The following is a 19,666-nucleotide window of genomic DNA, read 5'->3' on the forward strand; positions in this document are numbered from 1 at the left end:
GGAGAAAATCATGCAAGCGGAAGTGGATCGACGCACCTTGCTCAAGAGCGCCGCCTTGGCCGCGGCCGGCTCTGGCGGCGCCGGAGCCGCGGCGGCGCAGAGCGCGCAAAATTCAGCGGGAGCCGAGCGCCCCAAGACCACCGCCCCGGCAGGCGCGACCGACAGCCATATCCATATCTATGACAGCCGCTTTACCGCCGCATCGAACGCCGCGCTGCGGCCGCCGGACGCCAGCGTTGACGAATACCGCCTGTTGCAGCAGCGCCTCGGCGTCAGCCGTGTGGTGGTGGTCCAGCCCTCGACCTACGGGACTGACAATAGCTGTACGCTGGACGCCGTGGCGCAGTTCGGGCCAACGGTCGCGCGCGGCGTCGCTGTCGTCGACACGAGCGTCACGGACGCCGAACTCAGGCGGCTCGACGCTCACGGCGTGCGCGCCATCCGGTTCAATCTGGTGATGCGCGGGGGGACAACCACCGTCGACATGCTGGAGCCGCTGTCGAAACGCGTTCACGAGCTCGATTGGCACGTGCAGATCCACATGACCGCCGATCAGATCGCCCAGTCCGAGGATTTGTTTACGCGCCTGGCGTCGCCCCTTCTGTTCGATCACCGCGGCCGCATTCCGCCGGAGGCGGGCGTGCGCCATCCGGCCTATGCGGTTCTCCGCAAGCTGCTGGACGCCGGCCGCACCTGGGTGAAATTGTCGAGCGCCTATCAGGATTCGAAACTTGGACCGCCGACTTACGCGGACATTGCGCCGGTCGCCAAGGCTTTCGCGCAAGCCGCGCCAGAGCGAATGTTATGGGGCAGCGACTGGCCGCATCCGACCGAAAAGGCGGGCGACAAGCCCGACGACGCGATCCTGTTCGACCTTCTCGCCGACTGGACGCCGGAGCCTTCGGCGCGCCAGCGCATATTGGTGGACAATCCCGCCGAACTTTTCGGCTTTCCTGGTCGAGGCTAGAGGCTCGCGGCCTCGGCGGCGCGCGCGGCGATTTCCTGATACCGGTGCAGCGAGTTTGACAAGTGGCGTCGCGCGGCCTTGCGCGCCGCCGTTGGATTTTGCGCGGCGATCGCGTCGTAGATCGCGACATGCTCGGCCTGGATGCGATGCAGATATTGGCTGCGCTGTTTCTCGCTCTCCCTTTCCACGTTCAAAACCTGACGCGGGATGATGAAATTCCCGAGAAACTCGAGGAACTGCGGAAAGTAGCGGTTCCGTGACGAGCGAAAGATCGTCAGATGGAACTTGAAGTCGGCGTCGACGGCGTTGCCGCCGCTTTCAATTTCCGTTTCGATCGCGTCTAGGGCCGCCTTGATTTGCACCAGATCTTCGCTCGTGCGGCGCTCGGCGGAGAGGCTCGAAGCTTCGATCTCCAGGCTCATGCGCAGTTCGAGAATCTGCAGGACGTCGGCGCCTGATTTCAATTCATTCGGATCGATTCGGAACGGCCAGCGCTGCACGTCGCTGGCGACAAAAGCGCCGAGCCCCTGCCGCGTGATGACGAGCCCGTCGGCCCGCAACGCCGCGACGGCCTCGCGCACGACGGTTCGGCTCACGCCGGTCGCCACCGACAATTCCTGTTCGGTCGGAAGACGCGACCCGGGGAGCAAACGTCCGCTCCTGATCTCGGCGGACAGCCGTTGGGCCAATTCCTGCGTTCGGTTGAGCGCGGGTCCGAGCGTGAGGGAAATATTTCTAGCCTTCTTCACAAGGGCGCACCGTCCATCCAAAGAGCTTCGCTGACCGGTATTGCACGGACCCGTCTTATTACAAGGGCCAATCGCCTAGTTTTCAACGACATTTGCGCCCCCCCATCGTCGCAGCCCAAATCCCTGTTCAGCGTTCAAGCGGGGTACGACGGCGCTGACGCCGCGGCGCCCCGTTTGCCGCCAAATCATTTTTGCGACCGGGCGGGACCGCCGCAGCGTCGCCGACGACATCAGAAAGTATATCATAACATAAGGTCACCATACAAATCTCTTGTCCCCGGCCTCCGTGAATGCTATCTCTGCGCAGCGCGTTCGCCGGGCGATTCCGGCGTTTATGCAAGGGAGAGAAATATGTCCTGGACCACACCGACCGTTGTTGAAGTGTGTATCGGCATGGAGGTGACGAGTTATCAATCCGCCAAGATCTAACCCGCCATTTTCGCGCGGACGCGGCGAATGGCGCTTCTCCAATGGGCGAAGAGCGTTCGCCCGTCCGCGCCGTAGATTGGGCTCAGATTGAGTCTGTCTCCAAGCGACGAACCGCGCCTCGACAAAAGGCGGAGAAGGGGCCGTTTGCGCAGGACCGCGAGTCAATAAGCGCTTCCGCGCTCCAGGCGACGTTGAGCAAATCAAATAACAATCGCCCGGCCTCGGTCCCGAACGCCGTTCGAGACCGCCGGCTTAAGAACATGTCACGAGCAGAGATCATTTCATGGTGAGTCAACACGAGCATTTAAAGGCGGTCGTCGGCGCCGGACTGCTGTCCTTTCCGGTCACGCATTTTACAGCGGCGGGAGCTTTCGATCCTGAAAACTATCGCCATCATGTCGCCGATCTCCTCGACCACGGGCCGGCTGCATTGTTCGCGGCCGGTGGAACGGGGGAATTCTTCTCGCTCGGTCTGGATGAATATGAAAGCGTCATTGCAGCCGCTGTCGAAGCCGCCGGCGGAAGAACGCCGGTCATCGCGGGCGTCGGCTACGGCACAACGCTGGCGATCGAGTTCGCGCGCCGCGCCGAGCGCGCGGGCGCCAACGGAATCTTGATGTTGCCTCCCTATCTCGTTCAGGTGGAGCAGGAAGGCCTGCGGCGGCACGTCGCCGCTTTATGCGGCGCCGTGGGCATCGGCGTGATCGTCTATCATCGCGACAATTGCCTGTTCGAACTCGAGACCCTGCGCCTGCTCTGCGACGCCCATCCGAATTTGATCGGCTTCAAGGACGGCCATGGCAATGTCGAGCAATTGACGTGCATTCGCACCATTCTGGGCGATCGGTTGGTGTATGTCGGCGGAATGCCGACCGCCGAAGTCTACGCAAACGCCAATCACGGCATTGGAATCTCGACGTATTCTTCGGCTGTGTTTAATTTCATTCCCGAATTTGCGATGCGCTTTCACGCCGCGGTTCAGGCGCAGGACAGCGCATTCACCAGCCAGGCGCTACGGCGCTTCTTTGTGCCTTACCTCGCCATCCGCAACCGGCGGCGCGGCTATGCCGTCAGCATCGTCAAGGCCGGCCTGCGCGTCGTCGGCCGTCCGGCCGGCCCGGTTCGCTCGCCCCTGGTCGATCTCACGCCCGAGGAGGAGGGGTTCCTCGCCGCTCTCGTTGAAAACACGACGCGGCAATAGCGGCCTCGTCCGCCTTCCTTTCCGCCGGTTTTTGTGGTGCGAATGGCAAAATAACGATCGGCCAAAAGAAACGGCGCGATGAAGAAGCGCCGGCGCCGCGATCAAGGGAGGAATGCATGAGCGACGTGACAAGACGGCAAATACTGAAGTCCGGCGCGATCGCCGTGGGGGCCGGCCTTCTCCAGAGTCGGACGGCGCTGGCGGATGCGACGTGGAGCGGCGGCGCCCCCGAGCCAAACGCTTCGATCCGAGTGCTGCGCTGGAAGCAGTTCATCCAGGCGGAATTTGACAGCTTTGTCGCCAATTCCAAAAAATTCAGCGAACAGACCGGCGTCAAGGTGCGCGTCGACGCGGAGAACTGGGACGACATCCGCCCGAAGGCCGCCGTCGCGGCTAATGTTGGGGCCGGCCCTGACATCATCATGGGCACCAACGACGATCCTTTCAAGTTCTCGGAAAAGCTCCTGGACGTCACCGATCTCGCCGAATACCTCGGCGCAAAATATGGCGGCTGGTATCCGATCGCCCGAACCTACGGCATGCTTGGCAAGAAATGGATCGCCTTGCCGCAAGGCGCGACCGGCGGTTGCCTCAACTACCGCATCAGCACGATGCGCGCCGCCGGGTTCGAAGAGTTCCCCAGGGATCTCCCCGGCTATCTCAAGCTGTGCCAGGGGCTGAAAGCCGCGGGCAAACCGGCAGGTTTCGCCCTTGGTCACGCCACCGGCGATGCGAACGGCTGGGTCCATTGGTGCCTATGGGCGCATGGCGGAAAAATGGTCGACGACAATAACAATGTCGTCATCGATTCGCCCGAAACGGTCGCCGCCCTCGAATACGCCAAGCAGCTTTACGCGACCTATATCGACGGCGTTCTTTCATGGAATGATTCGAGCAACAACAAGGCGTTCCTCGCTGATCAGATCAGCCTGACGTTCAACGGAATATCGATTTACACCGTCGCCAAGAATTCGCCCGAACCGGCGCTCAACGCGATAGCCGCCGACATGGATCACGCCAACATGCCGATCGGGCTGTCTGGCCACCCGACGGAACAGCAGAACATCCTCAACACCTATTCCTACGCCTATACGAAATATCCGAACGCCGTGCGCGAATATCTGCGCTTCATGTGGGAGAAGGCGCAGGTGGACTTCTGGGAGACCGCTTCGAACGGTTATGTCGCGCCGCCTTTGCCGGCCTGGAACGACAATCCGATCTGGACGGCCGATCCTAAGACGACGCCGTTCCGCGATGTCTTGAAATACGCTCTCCCCGTCGGCTATTCAGGCACGCTCGGCCAGGCTTCGGCGGCGGTGATGGGCGATTTCGTCTGCGTCGACATGTTCGCGGAAGCCTGTACGGGCGACCAGACTCCCAAGGCCGCCGCGCAGCGCGCCGCCGAACGCGCCAAGCGCTACTACAAGAGTTGATGAGAGCCAACAGAAGCGGAACGGCGCCATGATGGGCGCGGACATCCGGCCAATCGCGGTTCGGCGCCGATGGATTGCGCGCCTGGCTGACGATCGCAATTTTCTCGGCCTCGTCTTCATGCTTCCGGCGGCCGCCATCCTGCTGGTGTTTCTCGCCTATCCCTTGGGCCTTGGATTCTGGCTAGGCCTCACGGACACGCCGATCGGCGCGCCCGGGCATTTCGTCGGCCTCGCCAATTTCGTCTCGCTCGCCCATGATTCCGTATTCTGGCTCGCCGTGTTCAATACGACCTTCTACACAGTGGTCGCCAGCATTCTGAAGTTCGCTCTCGGCCTCTATCTCGCCTTGCTGCTCAATCGGCGTTTGCCTTTCAAATCGCTGCTTCGCGCCATCGTGCTGCTGCCATTCGTCGTGCCGACCGTGCTCTCGGCCATCGCGTTCTGGTGGATCTACGATCCGCAATTCTCGATCGTCTCCTGGGCGCTGATCAAGTTCGGCCTCCTTCACCAATATATCGATTTTCTCGGCCAACCCTGGCATGCGCGTTGGGCGGTGATCGCGGCCAACGTATGGCGCGGCATTCCTTTCGTCGCCATCACACTGCTCGCCGGATTGCAGACAATCTCGCCTTCTCTTTACGAGGCGGCGACGCTCGATGGCGCCAGTTCCTGGCAGCGCTTCTATTACATCACACTGCCGGTGCTCTCGCCAATCATCGCCGTGGTGATGACCTTTTCAGTGCTGCTGACCTTCACCGACTTTCAGCTCATCTACGCCATCACGCGCGGCGGCCCGATCAACGCCACCCATCTGATGGCCACGCTGTCGTTCGAGCGCGCCATCACCGGCGGTCATCTCGGCGAGGGCGCGGCGATCGCCGACGCCATGGTGCCGTTCCTGCTCGCCGCCATCATGTTCAGTTATTTCGGACTACAGCGTCGACGCTGGCAACATGGATCACAGGACTAAACCATGGCCAGGCAAGGCGAACCGCAGGGAATGGACTATCTGGAGCGGCTGCCGCGCCGTGTGGTCACGCTGTACCTTCCGCTCGCCATCCTCGTCTTCGTGCTGCTCTTTCCCTTCTATTGGATGACCACGACGACCTTCAAACCGGACGAAGAACTCTATGACTATGCGCGCTTCAATCCGTTCTGGATCGTCCATCCGACCCTGTCGCATATCTATAAACTCCTGTTCGAGACGAGCTATCCGCAATGGTTGTTCAATACGATCTTTGTCACGGTGGCGTCGACGATCCTGTCGCTATTCTCGAGCGTCTGTGCGGCCTATGCGATCGAACGGCTGCGCTTCACAGGGGCGCGCTACGTCGGCCTCGCCATCTTCCTCGCCTATCTCGTGCCGCCGAGCATCCTGTTCATCCCGCTCGCCGCGATCATCTTCCAGCTCGGCCTCTATGACAGCGACTGGGCTTTGATCCTGACCTATCCGACGTTCCTCGTGCCGTTCTGCACCTGGCTGCTCATGGGTTATTTCCGCACCATCCCCTATGAGCTGGAGGAATGCGCGCTGATCGACGGCGCCTCGCGACTGCAGGTTCTGTGGTGGATCACGCTGCCGCTCGCGGTGCCTGGCTTGATCTCGGCGGGCATCTTCGCCTTCACTTTGTCGTGGAACGAATTCATCTACGCGCTCACCTTCATTTCCTCCTCCGAGAACAAGACAGTGTCCGTCGGCGCGATCACCGAACTCGTGGAGGGCGACGTTTATCATTGGGGTTCTCTGATGGCGGCGGCGCTATTTGGCTCCTTGCCGGTCGTGATCCTGTATTCGTTCTTCGTCGAATATTACGTATCGAGCCTGACCGGGGCGGTGAAGGAATAGTCGCTTGCCGCGGCCGATGAATGATCGATTGGGAGGCTGTCCATGACGGTTGCCGATCTCGGACTTCGACGCTTCGTTACACTGATTGTCGCGCTGGGCGCCATGTGCTGCATCGCGGCGGCGCTCGCGCCAGCCCATGCTGCCGACAGAATCGGAATCGTGCTGATGCATGGCGAGCAGGGCGCGCCTGGCCGCGTTATCGATGGCCTGGCGCAGGCGATGGAGAAGGCCGGCTATCTCGTTGGCCGTCCGGATATGTGTTGGTCCGGCCGTCGCGCCTATGAGGCGCCGTTCGCTGATTGCCTGGCTGTCATCGATGAAGCGATCGTCAGGCTTAGGAATCTCGGGGCGACGTCGATCGTGGTTGGCGGCTTCAGTCTCGGTGGCAATGCCGCCATCGCTTATGGGGCTGGTCACAGCGGATTGCTTGGGATCTTCGGTCTGGCGCCGGCGCATGATGCGCGCGAGGTCGCTCAAATCGCCGAAGTCGCTGATAGCATCGCGAGGGCGCACGAACTTGTCGCGAACGGCAATGGCGACGAGACCGTTTCGTTCGCCGATATCGTGTTTGGCCCGACCGGCGCCTATACGACGGAAATTGCTACGACCTCTGCGATCTATCTGAGCTTCTTCGGCCCGGCTTCGTCCGCCAATATTCCCGACAATGCGCGCAAGCTTACGGCGCCGCTGCTGTGGGTGGCGGGCGCCGACGATCCAACGCAGCGCGGAGGTCCTGGCTATGCCTTCGCAGGGGCTCCGGCCAATCCGCTCAACCGTTATGTCTCGGTCGCGGGCAACCACCTCAACACGCCAGACCAGGCGGCGGATTCCGTTCTGGCGTGGCTCAAGGATTTGTCGGCGAAGTGATCGCGGGATTCAGCGCAGCCCGAACCGCCCGGGCAGCCAGAGGGAAAGCTCTGGCGCAAAGATCAGGAGCGCCAGTCCGACGATCAGAACGGCGAGATATTTCATCATCGGCCGCGCCACCTTTGTCGTCTCCGTGCCGGTGATGGCGCAGGTCGCATAGAGGCCAAGACCCACCGGCGGCGAGAACAGGCCGAGCCCCATCGAGATCACCATCACAGTCCCGAACTGCAAGGGATGGATGCCGAGGCGCTGGGCGATCGGGGTCAGCAAGGGACCCCAGATGATAAGGGCAGGGGCGCCTTCCAGCACCGAGCCGAAACCGATCATCAGCGCCGCCGCCGCCAAGAGATAGGCGCGCGCGCCATTGGCCTCTCCGAAGGCGGTCAATCCGTCGGAGAGGTAACGCGGTATCTGCTCGATGGTCAGGGCGAAGGAAAAGCTCGAAGCGGCGGCGACGATGAACAGGATGCCGCTCGCCATCGAGGCGGATCGGACAAACAGCCGCATCAGCGATCGCAGCGTCAATTCGCGAAACGCCAGCCCGCCGACCGCCAGAGCGTAGACCACGGCGAAAGCGGAAATCTCCGTGGAAGTCGCGACGCCCGACGTGACGCCGCGTCCGATAAGCGCGACCATCACCAAAGCGACGAGCGCGCCGCCGATCAGGCGCAGCAGCGGCGTGTGCGTGGTCAAAGCCTCGCTCGGATCGATGCGCTTGCCGTAGATCACCGCCACCGCCGCGAGCCCGGCGGCCAGCACCGCCGCCGGGACGAGGCCGGCGATGAACAGGCCGCCGATCGACACATTGGCGACGAAGCCGAAGATGATCATGTTGACACAAGGGGGAATCGTTTCGGCCATGATCGCCGAACTCGCCAGGAGGCCGGCCGCTTCATTGGGATCCTGTCCGGTCTTGCGCACGGCCGGCATGATGATGCCGCCCACCGCCGCGATATCGGCGAGCTTCGAACCGGAAATGCCGGAGAAGAACGCGGTGGCGACGATGATGATCAGATTCGTGCCGCCGCGCAGGCGTCCCATCAGGCGTAAGAGAAGCTCGATCAGGCGCGCAGACATGCCGTTCGCCTCCATGGCGAGGCCGGCAAGAACGAAGAACGGCACGGCGAGCAGTACGAAATGGTCGCTTCCGGCCATCAATTGCTGGGAGTAGATCGACATGGGCAGGCTCGGATCCGCCAGGAAGTAGAGAAGCGCCGAGAGAGCCAGGGCGAAAGCGATCGGCACGCCGATCGCGAGGCTGCCGAGGAAAGCACTGCTCAGCAGCGCGAAAGGTGAGAGCGCCGCCGCCGGCATGACCTCGTTCCAACCCCAGACGGCCAATACGAGGGCGATTCCCGCGCCAAGCGTGATCCACGCGGTTCGCGCAGGACCCGTCAAGGCGACGGCGATTGCGAGAATGGACATGATGAGCCCACCGGCCATGACCGGATAGATGAAAATCCATCCCGGCATGCCGAATGGCGTCGTCTGGCCTTCCGTCTCGATCAAAAGATCGATGGAGGAAGCGAATATCGCGGCGGCGATCGCGGCGATGATCCATGCCGACAACTGAACGAGGTAGGGACGCCAGCGCGCCGGAAACAGGCCGCGCGCCGCATCGATACCGGCGTGACCGCGACGTCCGACCATGCCGGCGGCGCCCAGGAACACTTGCGTCACCATCAGGGCGCGCGCCACCTCCTCGGCCCAATCGAGCGGCTGCTGCAGGAAGTAACGGCAGATGACGGAAGCGAATACGACCGCGACGTCGACGGCGAGCACGAGCGCCGAGATATATTCGACGAGCGCAATCATGCCGGCGAGCCAACGCCCGGCCCAGCCGAAGGCGGCGAATGGCGGCAGCGGCGACTGCAGCGTTTCGAGGCTCGCGCTCACGCGGCTTCGCTCCCCAGACCGGCGCCCCCCGTCAGCCGCGCGCCGCGGCGATGGCGGCAAAGACCGGCTTTGTCGCGGGATGGCTCTCAGCGAAATCGGCATAGAGGCGCTTAGCCATCTCGTCCTGCATCGCGCGACGTTCTTCGGCCGGCATTGCGGCGAAGGCTACGCCGAAGCCTTTCAACTGCTCGATCTCGCTCTTCGTTTTCTCGAGCGCAACGGCGCGCTCCTCAGCGGTCGCGGCGAGCGCCGCTTTGGCGAACGCCGGCTTCAAATCGTCGGGGATTTTGGCGAGCGCGCGCTTGCCGATGAAGGCGCCCATGGGGCTGAACAAATGTTCGGTCAGAAAGCAGAATTTAGTGATCTCATAGAGCTTCAGGGAGAGACATGTGCCGGGGTCATGTTCAAACCCGTCCACCACGCCGGTCTGCAGCGCGGTGTAAAGCTCGTTCACGGGAATGGGCGTCGGGATCGCGCCCATCACCTTGAACGTTTCGATAAAGGCGGGCGCGGGCAATACGCGCAGCTTGACGTCCTTGAGATCGGCGAGACGCGCCGCCGGCTTCTTCGTGTAGACGCTGCGCGCGCCGAAATGGAAGCCCCAGCCCAGCACGCCCACCCCGGTGCGGTCGGCAAGGATCTTCTCCAGCGCCTTGCCCGCTTCGCCATCCATCGCCTTGGCGACATGATCGTAGCTGTCGAACATATAGCCAAGGTCGAGCATGCCAAGTTCAGGCGCCACGGTCGCCCAGATCGAGGAGCCGGTGACCATCATGTCGGTCGAGCCGATCTTCACCTGTTCGACGACGTCGGCCTCCTTGCCGAGTTGACTATTGGGGAAATAGTCGAATTTGATGCGGTCGCCGACCGCGTTTTTCAGGTTCGCCGCGAATTTTGCGAACCAGAGGTAGTGAGCGGCGTTCTCGTCGATCGGATCGGAAGACGAGACGCGCAGCGTCACCTGCTGGTCCGCCGCCGCCGGGCGGGACAGAGCCCCGCCGCCGGCCAGGACAGCCGCCGAAGCGGCGAGCATTTGTCGGCGCGTCACGCTCGATGGCGACATTTTTTCCTCCCATATTCATGCGCCGTTTCGGCGTTCCTGCGTCGACGTCGTCTTGTCTATAATCATGTTATACGGCAACATGACATCCTGGCAATCGCAACCAGGCCGCGCCGGTCAGCGCGCAGGCGGGAGACCCATTGATGAATGTCTGCATGGTCGGCCACGGCATGATGGGGAAGTGGCATTCCGAAAATCTCAGGGCGATCGACGGCCGCCGGCATACGCTCGTCGGCGTGCAGCCGGATCAGACGGCCGCCTTCGCCGCCGCGCAAGGCTACCTCCATTGGACGACGGACTATGGCGCTGCGCTGAACGATCCCGAAGTTGATATTGTCGTCATCGCCACGCCGAGCGAATTGCATGCGGAACAGGCCATCGCCGCGCTTGAACATGGCAAGCATGTGCTGGTCGAGATCCCCATCGCGATGAATCTTGCCGACGCCGAACGCGTGGCGGCGACGGCGAAGCGGCACAAACGCATTCTCGGCCTCTGTCACCCCCGCCGCTTTGGCGCGGAGCGTGAGGCGTTGCGCCAGCGGGTCCATGCCGGGGCGGAGCGTGTCCGGCTGATCGACTGCCGTTTCTTCATCCATCGCCTGTCCAACACCGGCGCCACAGGGCTGAGGCGCGATTGGACCGACAATTTATTGTGGCACCACGTCACGCATCTCGTCGATTTCGCCCTGTGGATGGCCGCCGGCGGCGATCTCGCCAAGGCCGATGACGAAATCCTCGCCGTTCATTCGTTGATGTCGCCCGTCGACGTCCGTACCGGCATTCCGATGGAGGTCGCGCTGATGATCGAGGCGGCGCACGACTGTGCGATCGTCTGCACCGGCTCCTATTATTCGCGCGCCTGGATTTACGATCTCCTCGTCGTGACCGATCGCGACTCCTATCGTTTCGACGAACTCAAGGCGCTTCTGACGACGGGCGACGGCGAGATCGCAATGGCCGCGCAGCAAGAGGAATGCGCCATGGCGCTGCGCGACTTCGTGCAGGCTGCGCGTGAGGGGCGCGACTCCGCGGTCCCCGGCTGGTCGGTCTTGCCGACCATGCGCGTGCTCGAACGCGTCCAGCAGGATTGGGATCGGCGCCACGGGGCTCGCGCGCTGCCGGGGCGTCCTCTGCCTGGAGCCCGAGGCTGAAATCGCGCGAGCTAAAGCGGGTTGTACCCTGGCTTCTTGTAGAGTTTGTTCCACTGGCCGGCGATATCAGGCTTGTAGACGCGTTCGACCCAATCGTTCGGCTCGACATCTTCGATGCTCACCGAGACCGCTGCCTCCGTGCAGTTTGCGCTGGCCATGACGGCTTTCGTGATTTCCTCGGCGATGCGCGCTTTTTGCGGCTCCGATCTGCCTGAAGACAATTTTACAATGACGTGGGGCATGCTTCTTCCTCAATAGGCCTGGCTGGTCGGCCTGAACAGGATTTCGTTGATGTCGGCGTCCTCCGGAAAGCTGGCGCCTCTGACCGACGCCGCCGGGCTGCGTTCAGAGACCGGACAATTTCAAAATGTCCTCGGGATAGCGGGCGCCCTGCACTTTGATCTTGGCGGCGGCCTCCTCGATTTCGCGCAGATCCATGGATGTCAGCGCCACCGACACCGATCCGAGGTTCTCCTCCAGGCGATCCAGTTTCCGGGTGCCGGGGATCGGAACGATCCAGGGCTTTTGCGCTAGCAGCCACGCAAGCGCGATCTGCGCGGGCGTCGCTCCCTTGCGATCGGCGATCGAACGGAGGAGATCGACCAGCGCCTGGTTCGCCCGGCGCGCTTCCGGCTCGAACCGTGGAATGCGGCTACGAAGGTCCGAGTTGTCGAATGTCGTTGCGTCGTTGATCTTGCCGGTCAGGAAGCCCTTGCCGAGCGGACTGTAAGGAACGAGGCCAATCCCGAGTTCTTCGAGAACAGGCAGAACGTCCGCTTCCGGTTCCCTCGTCCATAGCGAATATTCGCTTTGAAGCGCAGTGACGGGCAAGACGGCATGCGCGCGGCGGATCGATTGCACGCCGGCCTCGGACATGCCGAAGTGCCTGGCCTTGCCCTGCTGGATGAGGTCCTTCACCGCCCCGGCGACATCCTCCATCGGCACGTCGGGATCGACCCGATGCTGATAGAGCAGGTCGATGCAATCGATCCTAAGCCGTTTCAGCATACCTTCCGTCGCGACCTTGATGTGATCGGGACGGCTGTTCTGGCCGCCGAGACGTTGTCCAGTCTTCGGATCGATGTTGTGGCCGAACTTGGTTGCAATCACCACCTCGCTACGGAGGGGCTCGAGGGCTTCGCCGACGAGTTCTTCGTTGGTGAAGGGACCGTAGGTCTCGGCCGTGTCGAAGAAAGTGACGCCGCGCTCGACCGCCGCCCGGATCAGCGCAATCATGTCCTTCCTGTCCGCGGCCGGGCCGTAGCCCATGCAACCAAACCCAAGAGCCGAGACTTCGAGGTTGCTGTTTCCGAGCTTACGCTTCTGCATAGTGTCCTCCGTTGAGGCGATCGAAGAATTGATTGTCAGTCATGCGTTTCGCGTGGCATGACCTTGACTGTCGCGGCGCGCGCGCCGGCGCCGATCATCGGATTGAGATACGGACTGCCGCGATATTTCGCACGGTAGGCGTCATCGACGCGGTCGTTGATCGGTCCATCGACCGGCTCGAAGGCGACTTCCTTCGTCATGCCGGCGGCGGCGATCCGTCCCGCCTTCTGCCGCAGCGCGGCCTGAAGCCACCGAGACTTCCGCCCGTTGTAGCCGCGCACATAAAGCGCGTCGCCAACCGCCACAGACCATATCCATGTCGGCGTGCCGTAGGTCACGCCGTCGTCGCGGTACGGCGCGATGCGCAAATCGTCGGCCTCGGCGATCTCGCGCAATTCGTCTTTCGGCCATGTCGTCATGTGCGAACGCTCCCTGATCTATGGACGCAGCAGCGTCTTGATCGCGCGGCGTTCGTCCATGGCGCGGTAGCCTTCCGCCACCTGGTCGAGGGGCAGCGTGAGATCGAAAACCTTGCCGGGGTTGATCTTCCTGTCCCACACCTGTTCGATAAGGTCGGGTAGGTAGCGGCGCACCGGTGCCGGGCCGCCGTGAAGGTGAACATGGGTAAAGAACAGCGCCTCGCCATTGATCTCGACGCCATGCGGAACGCCGACGTAACCCACGAAACCTCCGGGGCGGATGGAGCGGATCGCCTGCATCATCGCTTCCTGTGTGCCGACGCATTCCAGGACCGAATCAGCGCCAACTCCGTCGGTCATATCCTTGACGCGAGCCACGCCCTCCTCGCCGCGCTCGACGACGATGTCGGTCGCGCCGAAATCGCGCGCGAGCTTCTGCCGCGACTCGTGACGGCTCATCGCGATGATCCGCTCGGCGCCCATGAGCTTGGCGGAGAGCACGCCGAGCAGGCCGACTGCCCCGTCGCCGACGACGGCGACGGTTGCGCCCGGCTTTACATTCGCCGCATCGGCGGCGAACCAGCCAGTGCCCATCACATCCGAGATCGCCAACAGGCTCGGGATCAGATCGTCGGACGGAATCCCCGGCGTGGCGACGAGCGTACCGTCGGCCATAGGGACGCGGAGCAGCGGCGCCTGCGCCCCGCCTACGAATTCCCTGTTCTGACAGGAGGTCTGATAGCCCAGGCGGCAGTGCGGACAGGTATTGTCGGAGGCGAAGAACGAGCCGATGACGAACTGCCCCGGCTTGACCGACTTGACCGCGCTGCCGACCTCCTCGACGATTCCGCAATATTCATGTCCCATCGGCGTCGGTCCGGGAGTCGCTTGCAGGCCGCGGTAGGGCCACAGGTCCGACCCGCAGACGCAGGTCGCCGAGATCCGGATGACGGCATCCGTCGGCGCGAGAATTTTGGGGGCTTCGCGCTCCTCGAAACGCACATCGCCTGGGCCGTAGAGAACAGTTCCTCGCATGGGTGAGCTCCTTGCTTTGACGGCGCCTGTCACAAAGTATCGGCGAACACGCCTCGCTCTTTTCTCGTCGTTCAGCGGACGGTGTAGCCGCCATCCACCGGAAGTGCGTGACCGATCACGAAGCTTGCGTCAGGGCTGCAAAGCCAAAGAACCGCCGCGGCGATCTCCTCGGGACGGCCAAGCCGCCCGATCGGCACATCCTTCATCATTTCCTTCATGGCTTCGGATTGACTGACCAGCATGCCGGCGACCATCGGCGTATCGATGATCCCGGGGCATACCGCGTTGATGCGGATATTCCGCGGGGCATATTCAAGCGCGGCGCTCCTGGTCAGTCCGATCACGCCATGCTTGGAGGCGTGATAGGCCGCCCGGCTGGGCAGCCCCACGAGACCACCCAGCGAAGAGCAGTTGACGATCGCACCGCTCCCTTGCTCGCGCATGTGACGGAGTTCGTGCTTCATGCACGCCCACACGCCGCGCAGGTTGATCGCGTTCACGCGATCAAATTCCTCGGCGGCCTCGTCGGCCATGTCGCTCGGGGGAGCCTGCACGCCGGCATTGTTGAACGCCGCGTCCAGCCGTCCGAAGGTGGCGACGGTCTGCTGGACCATGATCGCCGCCTCAGCCTCATCGGCGACGTCGCAGCGGATGCCAATCGCCTTATGGCCAACAGCCGCCAAGTCCTCCGCGGCGGAGCGAACAGCAGTCTCATTGACATCCGCGAGCGCGACGGCGGCGCCCGCTTCTGCGAAGGCCTTAGCCGTCGCCAGGCCCATGCCAGAAGCGGCGCCGGTGACGAGGGCGACTTTGTTATCAAAAGATAAGTTCACAACGAATTCCTCTTGCATCGCCAAGACGCGAGCTTATTTGCGGTACTGCTCGTCGGTGACGTGCTCCAGCCAGTCGACGGGCGAACCGTTCAGCTTCTCCTGGATCGCGATATGGCTCATGGCTGTGGTCGCCGCGGCCCCGTGCCAGTGCTTCTCGCCCGGCTCAAACCAGACGACGTCGCCGGGCCGGATTTCCTCGATGGGGCCGCCCTCGCGCTGCACCCGGCCACAGCCGCTCGTCACGATCAGCGTTTGGCCGAGCGGATGGGTATGCCAGGCCGTGCGGGCGCCCGGCTCGAAAGTGACGAGCGCGCCGGCGACGCGGGCAGGGTCGGGCGGGCTGAACAGCGGGTCGATGCGGACCGCGCCCGTAAACCAGTCGGCCGGTCCCTTGCCGGAAGGCTGAAAGCCTGGTCGCTTGATCTCCATCGTCCGTCTCCATCGTTCGCCATGGGTCCAGGGTCGCCTCGCCCTGCTGAGGGCGCCGGGCGGTCCGTGGCTGTCGGTGAAGTATTTAAAGGGTGTGTCTGTCCAGGATTAGGCGTTAAAGTCCGAATGGACCTATAAGTTGAGCTTCTGAATGCCCCGCGCCGATCTCAACGATATCGCAGCTTTTCTCGCAGTGGCTCGCGAGCGCAGCTTCACACGCGCCGCCGCGCAGCTCGGCGTCTCGCAATCGGCGCTGAGCCAGACCGTTCGCGGGCTCGAGGCGCGGCTCGGCATCCGGCTGCTGACCCGCACAACACGCAGCGTCGCGCCGACCGAAGCCGGGGAGCGGTTGATCCGCGCCGCCGGGCCGCGCCTTGAGGAGGTCGACGCGGAACTGGCCGCACTGAGCGCGCTGCGCGACAAGCCTTCCGGCACGATCCGCATCACGATGCACGACCACGCTCTAAAAACAGTCCTCTGGCCTGCCCTGGAGAAGCTTCTGCCGGATTACCCGGATATCAAAGTGGAGGCCATCATCGACTACGGCCTGACCGACATCGTCGCGGGGCGCTACGACGCCGGCATTCGCGCCGGCGAGATGGTGGCGCAGGACATGGTCGCCGTGCGCATCGGGCCGGACCTGCGCTGGGCGGTCGTCGGCGCGCCGTCCTATTTCGCCAAACGGGCAATGCCGAAGATTCCGCAAGACCTGACCGGCCATATCTGCGTCAACCTGCGCCTGCCGACCCATGGCGGGCTCTATGCCTGGGAATTCGAGAAAGGCGGCCGCGAGCTGAGGGTGAGGGTCGAGGGGCAACTCGTGTTTAACGGAAGCGCCCCCATACTCGACGCTGCATTGGCGGGGTTCGGCCTCGCCTATCTGCCCGAGGACAGCGTGAAGACGCATCTCGCGGAGGGGAGGCTCATCCGCGCGCTCGCCGATTGGTGTCCGCCCTATCCCGGCTACCACCTCTACTATCCAAGCCGTCGCCAGCCCACGCCCGCCTTCGCTTTGCTGGTCAATGCGCTGCGCTACCGAGACGCCCCGCGGACCGTGCGGAAGTCTTGATATCTGCACGGCCCTTGAGCCGCTTCCCGCTCGATGAGCGCCGGATCGTCGTCATCGCTGCAGGCGCCGTTGCCCTTTGCGCCATCGCCAACTGATCCAGACGCTGAGAAACATGCAAAACGCGCCGCCGCCCATAAAGATTTCATAGAGCCAGAAGCTTTGCCCTCCCGTCTCAGGCTTCCCCGCGAATTGTACGACGACGCCAGCCAGTATCAGGACAGCGCCGACCAGCAAAAGCGCCGTTGCGCCGAGCGGAAGCAGGTTTTTCATGACAGGGCTATTGCGCATGATGTTGCTCCCGGCGCTTGTGGCCGCGGCCAAGCAGCGGCGAGGACATGAACTGGATCAGATGGCAGCTTTGTGGCGCCCCGCCTCTCTCAGAAATAGCCAATTTTCGACCGAGAGTCTGTGCGTCATCATTCTTGATATTGGGCGCCGCACCAAGCTCTCGAATGGCGCCTTTGCGCGTCAGCCGATCCCTGGGCTGGACGCGGAGAGATCGCGCACTTTACGGAAGGCTTGCGCGAGATGGTCGCCCAGACCGCTCGAACCGTCGTCGAACCAACACGCGACGGCGTGGCCGAGCGCGGCCATCCCCATCTGGGCCGCGAGCATCGCCGCGTGATCGGGAACGCCTCGCTCGCGTAGCGCCGACGCTAACCCCGCGATCAACGATCTGGTTTTGGCAAGCGCACGTTCCTGAAGCGCCGGGCTTCTCTCGATGAGGCGATGCCGAGGCTCGGCGAAGGAGCGGTTCTCAACGAAAAGCCGCTCCGCCGCCTCGAAGGCGCGGAACAACGCGTCCCAGGGGCCAAGCTCGGCCGGCGCCTCACGCAGGGCGCTGTTCAGGATGTCGCTGAGCGCCGTCTCGCCGTCAAACAGCACCTCCCGCTTGTCGGCGAAGTGACGGAAAAAGGTGCGTTCCGTGACCCCTGCTTTCGCGGCGATCTCGGCGGCTGTGGTCAGCTCATAGCCACGTTCTCCGAACAGTTCCAAGGCCGCCTGCTGAAGACGGCGGCGCACTTTCTCTCCGCTTCGAGGCATGGATCGAACCATCCGAATGTTATTGTCAGTGACTGACATTATCTGTTATGTCAGTCACTGACTGATCCTAGCCGCGCGGCTTGGATTGCACAACCGCCAACAGGCATTCGCGCCCACGAGGCGACCAGCCAGGAGAACCACGATGGCCGATCAAGCTTCCGCCACCATGAAAACACTTCAGGTCCGTAGCTATGGCGAACCCGCAGACGTGCTGCATCTGGAAGAAGTCGCCATTCCCAGCCCAAAGGCGGACCGCATCCGCGTGAGGGTGCATGCGTGCGCGCTCAACCCGGCCGATTGGGCTGTATGCAAAGGCTTCTTGGCCGTGCCTCCGCCGCGCGGGATAGGGTTCGACGTGTCGGGAGCCGTTGACGCAATCGGCGAGGGCGTCACAGGCGTCAATATCGGCGACCTCGTTTTCGGCGTCCCCGATTATAGGGGCTATCCGACCGCCGGGGCGTCGGAGTTTGCGATCCTCGCCGTCTGGCTGCCCGTCCCAAAGGGTCTCGATCTCGTCGAAGCCGCAGCATTGCCGATGGCCGTCGAAACGGCCACGCGCAGTCTCGATCTTCTCGGACTCGCCGCGGGCCAAACGATTATGATCAATGGTGGGGGGACGATGACCGGGTTCGCGGCCGTGCAGATCGCACTGTTGCGCGGCGCCCATGTGATCGCCAGCGCAGGCGAAACGTTCGCCGGCCGCTTGCGCGATCTCGGGGCCAAGGTGACGCCCTACGGCGATGGAATGGTCGAGCGGGTTCGCGCGATCGCGGGTGGAGCGCCCGATTTTGCTCTGCACACGGCGCAGGTCACGGGCGCGCTGCCCGATCTCATTAAAATCGTGGACGGCGATCCTCGCCGTGTGATGAGCTTTGCCGATTTTGACCAGGATGGTCTCGGCGTCCGCACCACAGGGCGGGAGAAGGGCCTGGTTCCTCGCTATGACGTGCTCGGTCGTTACGCGCAGCTTGCCGCTGAAGGCCGGTTTACGATACCGATCGCCCGGACCTTCGTTCTGGAGGATTGGCGCGAGGCGCTCGACCTCAGCCAGAACAAGCGGGCTCACGGCAAGCTCGTGCTTTTGCTCGACCGCGCCGCCTGACGGGAATGGGGGCTTTCGCGCTCCCATGCCTGAAGGCCGCCGGCCCACTTACAAGCTGAGTGATCGGTCTTGCTTTGCAAAAGCCTTGCAGACCGTGCAGAACCGCGGCGGGCGGCCAGATCTCCCGCACGGCTGTCCGGTTGAGTTTTCTGACACGGCGGCGCTTATTCCCTCCCCCTTGTGGGGGAGGGTTAGGGAGGGGGCTCGCGCCGCCCTCGGAAGTATCGTCCTGCAGGCGCGGCCTCAGTTCAATCAGCTTCAATCGAATGGTTTCCAGCACGCCGTCGATATTGTGAAAAATCTCGTCATTGGTAAACCGAAGAACGCTGTAGCCTTGCGAACCCACCGCCGCGGCGCGTAGCATATCGCGCGCGCGTTCCGCGTCGCTCGAATGCGTGGCGCCGTCGACTTCTATGACGAGCCGCGCCTCGTGGCATGCGAAGTCCACGACGAAGCCCTTGAGGATAACCTGACGCCGAAATCTGAAACCGCCGATCTGTTGGCGTCTGACGCCATTCCATAAGCGATGTTCGGCGCTGGTCGCATTTGTCCTGAGTCTGCGCGCAATCAGTTTTAACCGGTGAGGCATGCGCGACCCCCCTCCCTAACCCTCCCCCACAAGGGGGGAGGGGATTCCAGCGCTCTAAATCCTATCGCGCGAATCTGCGTCCGTTGAGCGCCATTCGTCCCATTCGCGCCATCTCTTGTCCTTCCGAGCTACGCCAATTTCCTCAACCGGACAGCCGTGGGTCTCCAACTGGTTCATTCTGGTCGCAGAATGGGGCTCGGCGCCACGACGCTCGGGCG

Annotated in this window: 22 protein-coding genes; 10 read left to right on the top strand and 12 right to left on the bottom strand. The window is 63.0% G+C overall.

Going from position 1 to position 19,666, the window contains the following annotated elements; genetic code table 11:
• Positions 1-10: 10 nt before the first annotated feature.
• The gene (locus GSQ90_RS27235; protein ID WP_158818082.1) at positions 11-967 is read left to right on the top strand and encodes an amidohydrolase family protein; all 957 of its coding nucleotides are present in this window, start codon (positions 11-13) and stop codon (positions 965-967) included.
• On the opposite strand, the gene GSQ90_RS27240 is transcribed toward GSQ90_RS27235, so the two are convergent.
• Positions 964-1,716 (bottom strand): FadR/GntR family transcriptional regulator, encoded by a 753-nt coding sequence (locus GSQ90_RS27240; RefSeq protein ID WP_158818083.1) that lies wholly within the window; start codon positions 1,714-1,716, stop codon positions 964-966. The genes GSQ90_RS27235 and GSQ90_RS27240 overlap by 4 nt on opposite strands.
• Before the next feature lie 351 nt (positions 1,717-2,067).
• On the opposite strand from GSQ90_RS27240, the gene pqqA reads away from it, so the two are divergent.
• From pqqA to GSQ90_RS27270, 6 genes are all read left to right on the top strand, one after another.
• Entirely contained in the window at positions 2,068-2,145 is a 78-nt protein-coding gene (gene pqqA / locus GSQ90_RS33000) for a pyrroloquinoline quinone precursor peptide PqqA (protein WP_158818211.1), read from the top strand.
• Between the two features lie 283 nt (positions 2,146-2,428).
• Positions 2,429-3,346, top strand: a complete 918-nt coding sequence (gene kdgD, locus GSQ90_RS27250) for a 5-dehydro-4-deoxyglucarate dehydratase (protein ID WP_158818084.1) — start codon at positions 2,429-2,431, stop codon at positions 3,344-3,346.
• A 116-nt stretch (positions 3,347-3,462) separates the two neighbouring features.
• On the top strand, positions 3,463-4,779 hold the full coding sequence (locus GSQ90_RS27255; RefSeq protein ID WP_158818085.1) for an ABC transporter substrate-binding protein: 1,317 nt from the start codon (positions 3,463-3,465) through the stop codon (positions 4,777-4,779).
• Positions 4,780-4,807: 28 nt separating this feature from the next.
• Positions 4,808-5,749: a carbohydrate ABC transporter permease gene (locus GSQ90_RS27260; RefSeq protein ID WP_158818086.1), complete on the top strand. Its 942-nt coding sequence runs from the start codon at positions 4,808-4,810 to the stop codon at positions 5,747-5,749.
• 3 nt (positions 5,750-5,752) lie between these two features.
• Positions 5,753-6,625, top strand: a complete 873-nt coding sequence (locus GSQ90_RS27265) for a carbohydrate ABC transporter permease (RefSeq protein WP_158818087.1) — start codon at positions 5,753-5,755, stop codon at positions 6,623-6,625.
• A 42-nt stretch (positions 6,626-6,667) separates the two neighbouring features.
• Positions 6,668-7,492, top strand: a complete 825-nt coding sequence (locus tag GSQ90_RS27270) for a hypothetical protein (protein WP_158818088.1) — start codon at positions 6,668-6,670, stop codon at positions 7,490-7,492.
• A gap of 9 nt (positions 7,493-7,501) precedes the next feature.
• On the opposite strand, the gene GSQ90_RS27275 is transcribed toward GSQ90_RS27270, so the two are convergent.
• Positions 7,502-9,388, bottom strand: a complete 1,887-nt coding sequence (locus GSQ90_RS27275) for a TRAP transporter large permease subunit (protein ID WP_210254989.1) — start codon at positions 9,386-9,388, stop codon at positions 7,502-7,504.
• Positions 9,389-9,419: 31 nt separating this feature from the next.
• Positions 9,420-10,451: a TRAP transporter substrate-binding protein gene (locus GSQ90_RS27280; RefSeq protein ID WP_158818090.1), complete on the bottom strand. Its 1,032-nt coding sequence runs from the start codon at positions 10,449-10,451 to the stop codon at positions 9,420-9,422.
• Positions 10,452-10,591: 140 nt separating this feature from the next.
• Between GSQ90_RS27280 and GSQ90_RS27285 the strand changes: the two genes are divergently transcribed.
• Positions 10,592-11,599, top strand: a complete 1,008-nt coding sequence (locus tag GSQ90_RS27285) for a Gfo/Idh/MocA family protein (RefSeq protein ID WP_158818091.1) — start codon at positions 10,592-10,594, stop codon at positions 11,597-11,599.
• 11 nt (positions 11,600-11,610) lie between these two features.
• On the opposite strand, the gene GSQ90_RS27290 is transcribed toward GSQ90_RS27285, so the two are convergent.
• The 6 genes from GSQ90_RS27290 to GSQ90_RS27315 all read right to left on the bottom strand — a co-directional run bounded on the left by GSQ90_RS27290 (position 11,611) and on the right by GSQ90_RS27315 (position 15,644).
• Positions 11,611-11,841 (bottom strand): tautomerase family protein, encoded by a 231-nt coding sequence (locus GSQ90_RS27290; protein WP_158818092.1) that lies wholly within the window; start codon positions 11,839-11,841, stop codon positions 11,611-11,613.
• Positions 11,842-11,944: 103 nt separating this feature from the next.
• Entirely contained in the window at positions 11,945-12,928 is a 984-nt protein-coding gene (locus GSQ90_RS27295; protein WP_158818093.1) for an aldo/keto reductase, read from the bottom strand.
• 35 nt (positions 12,929-12,963) lie between these two features.
• Positions 12,964-13,347 (bottom strand): DUF2255 family protein, encoded by a 384-nt coding sequence (locus tag GSQ90_RS27300; protein ID WP_158818094.1) that lies wholly within the window; start codon positions 13,345-13,347, stop codon positions 12,964-12,966.
• 18 nt (positions 13,348-13,365) lie between these two features.
• The gene (locus GSQ90_RS27305) at positions 13,366-14,382 is read right to left on the bottom strand and encodes a zinc-dependent alcohol dehydrogenase family protein (RefSeq protein WP_158818212.1); all 1,017 of its coding nucleotides are present in this window, start codon (positions 14,380-14,382) and stop codon (positions 13,366-13,368) included.
• Between the two features lie 71 nt (positions 14,383-14,453).
• Entirely contained in the window at positions 14,454-15,215 is a 762-nt protein-coding gene (locus tag GSQ90_RS27310) for a glucose 1-dehydrogenase (protein ID WP_158818095.1), read from the bottom strand.
• 33 nt (positions 15,216-15,248) lie between these two features.
• A complete protein-coding gene (locus GSQ90_RS27315; protein WP_158818096.1) occupies positions 15,249-15,644 on the bottom strand; it encodes a cupin domain-containing protein in 396 nt (131 codons plus the stop codon).
• A 151-nt stretch (positions 15,645-15,795) separates the two neighbouring features.
• On the opposite strand from GSQ90_RS27315, the gene GSQ90_RS27320 reads away from it, so the two are divergent.
• Positions 15,796-16,713, top strand: a complete 918-nt coding sequence (locus GSQ90_RS27320) for a LysR family transcriptional regulator (protein ID WP_158818097.1) — start codon at positions 15,796-15,798, stop codon at positions 16,711-16,713.
• A 51-nt stretch (positions 16,714-16,764) separates the two neighbouring features.
• Here the strand turns inward: GSQ90_RS27320 and GSQ90_RS27325 are convergent, their stop codons facing one another.
• Complete coding sequence (locus GSQ90_RS27325; RefSeq protein WP_158818098.1) at positions 16,765-17,001, bottom strand: hypothetical protein; 237 nt, start codon at positions 16,999-17,001, stop codon at positions 16,765-16,767.
• Between the two features lie 180 nt (positions 17,002-17,181).
• Complete coding sequence (locus GSQ90_RS27330) at positions 17,182-17,736, bottom strand: TetR/AcrR family transcriptional regulator (RefSeq protein WP_246731804.1); 555 nt, start codon at positions 17,734-17,736, stop codon at positions 17,182-17,184.
• Between the two features lie 163 nt (positions 17,737-17,899).
• Between GSQ90_RS27330 and GSQ90_RS27335 the strand changes: the two genes are divergently transcribed.
• Positions 17,900-18,859 (top strand): NADP-dependent oxidoreductase, encoded by a 960-nt coding sequence (locus tag GSQ90_RS27335; protein ID WP_210254990.1) that lies wholly within the window; start codon positions 17,900-17,902, stop codon positions 18,857-18,859.
• On the opposite strand, the gene GSQ90_RS27340 is transcribed toward GSQ90_RS27335, so the two are convergent.
• The gene (locus tag GSQ90_RS27340) at positions 18,801-19,448 is read right to left on the bottom strand and encodes an endonuclease domain-containing protein (RefSeq protein ID WP_158818100.1); all 648 of its coding nucleotides are present in this window, start codon (positions 19,446-19,448) and stop codon (positions 18,801-18,803) included. The genes GSQ90_RS27335 and GSQ90_RS27340 overlap by 59 nt on opposite strands.
• Positions 19,449-19,666: the final 218 nt, after the last annotated feature.

The organism is Methylocapsa sp. S129, from assembly GCF_009765995.1.
Classification (GTDB): Bacteria; Pseudomonadota; Alphaproteobacteria; order Rhizobiales; family Beijerinckiaceae; genus Roseiarcus.

Excerpts from the sequence above, each read along its gene's own strand:
- GSQ90_RS27280 (WP_158818090.1), bottom strand. The coding sequence starts at position 10,451 with ATGTCGCCATCGAGCGTGACGCGCCGACAAATGCTCGCCGCTTCGGCG.
- GSQ90_RS27235 (WP_158818082.1), top strand. The coding sequence starts at position 11 with ATGCAAGCGGAAGTGGATCGACGCACCTTGCTCAAGAGCGCCGCCTTG.
- GSQ90_RS27340 (WP_158818100.1), bottom strand. The coding sequence starts at position 19,448 with ATGCCTCACCGGTTAAAACTGATTGCGCGCAGACTCAGGACAAATGCG.
- pqqA (WP_158818211.1), top strand. The coding sequence starts at position 2,068 with ATGTCCTGGACCACACCGACCGTTGTTGAAGTGTGTATCGGCATGGAG.
- GSQ90_RS27255 (WP_158818085.1), top strand. The coding sequence starts at position 3,463 with ATGAGCGACGTGACAAGACGGCAAATACTGAAGTCCGGCGCGATCGCC.
- GSQ90_RS27290 (WP_158818092.1), bottom strand. The coding sequence starts at position 11,841 with ATGCCCCACGTCATTGTAAAATTGTCTTCAGGCAGATCGGAGCCGCAA.
- GSQ90_RS27265 (WP_158818087.1), top strand. The coding sequence starts at position 5,753 with ATGGCCAGGCAAGGCGAACCGCAGGGAATGGACTATCTGGAGCGGCTG.
- kdgD (WP_158818084.1), top strand. The coding sequence starts at position 2,429 with ATGGTGAGTCAACACGAGCATTTAAAGGCGGTCGTCGGCGCCGGACTG.
- GSQ90_RS27260 (WP_158818086.1), top strand. The coding sequence starts at position 4,808 with ATGATGGGCGCGGACATCCGGCCAATCGCGGTTCGGCGCCGATGGATT.
- GSQ90_RS27295 (WP_158818093.1), bottom strand. The coding sequence starts at position 12,928 with ATGCAGAAGCGTAAGCTCGGAAACAGCAACCTCGAAGTCTCGGCTCTT.
- GSQ90_RS27325 (WP_158818098.1), bottom strand. The coding sequence starts at position 17,001 with ATGCGCAATAGCCCTGTCATGAAAAACCTGCTTCCGCTCGGCGCAACG.
- GSQ90_RS27320 (WP_158818097.1), top strand. The coding sequence starts at position 15,796 with ATGCCCCGCGCCGATCTCAACGATATCGCAGCTTTTCTCGCAGTGGCT.
- GSQ90_RS27270 (WP_158818088.1), top strand. The coding sequence starts at position 6,668 with ATGACGGTTGCCGATCTCGGACTTCGACGCTTCGTTACACTGATTGTC.
- GSQ90_RS27300 (WP_158818094.1), bottom strand. The coding sequence starts at position 13,347 with ATGACGACATGGCCGAAAGACGAATTGCGCGAGATCGCCGAGGCCGAC.
- GSQ90_RS27315 (WP_158818096.1), bottom strand. The coding sequence starts at position 15,644 with ATGGAGATCAAGCGACCAGGCTTTCAGCCTTCCGGCAAGGGACCGGCC.
- GSQ90_RS27305 (WP_158818212.1), bottom strand. The coding sequence starts at position 14,382 with ATGCGAGGAACTGTTCTCTACGGCCCAGGCGATGTGCGTTTCGAGGAG.
- GSQ90_RS27335 (WP_210254990.1), top strand. The coding sequence starts at position 17,900 with ATGGCCGATCAAGCTTCCGCCACCATGAAAACACTTCAGGTCCGTAGC.
- GSQ90_RS27285 (WP_158818091.1), top strand. The coding sequence starts at position 10,592 with ATGAATGTCTGCATGGTCGGCCACGGCATGATGGGGAAGTGGCATTCC.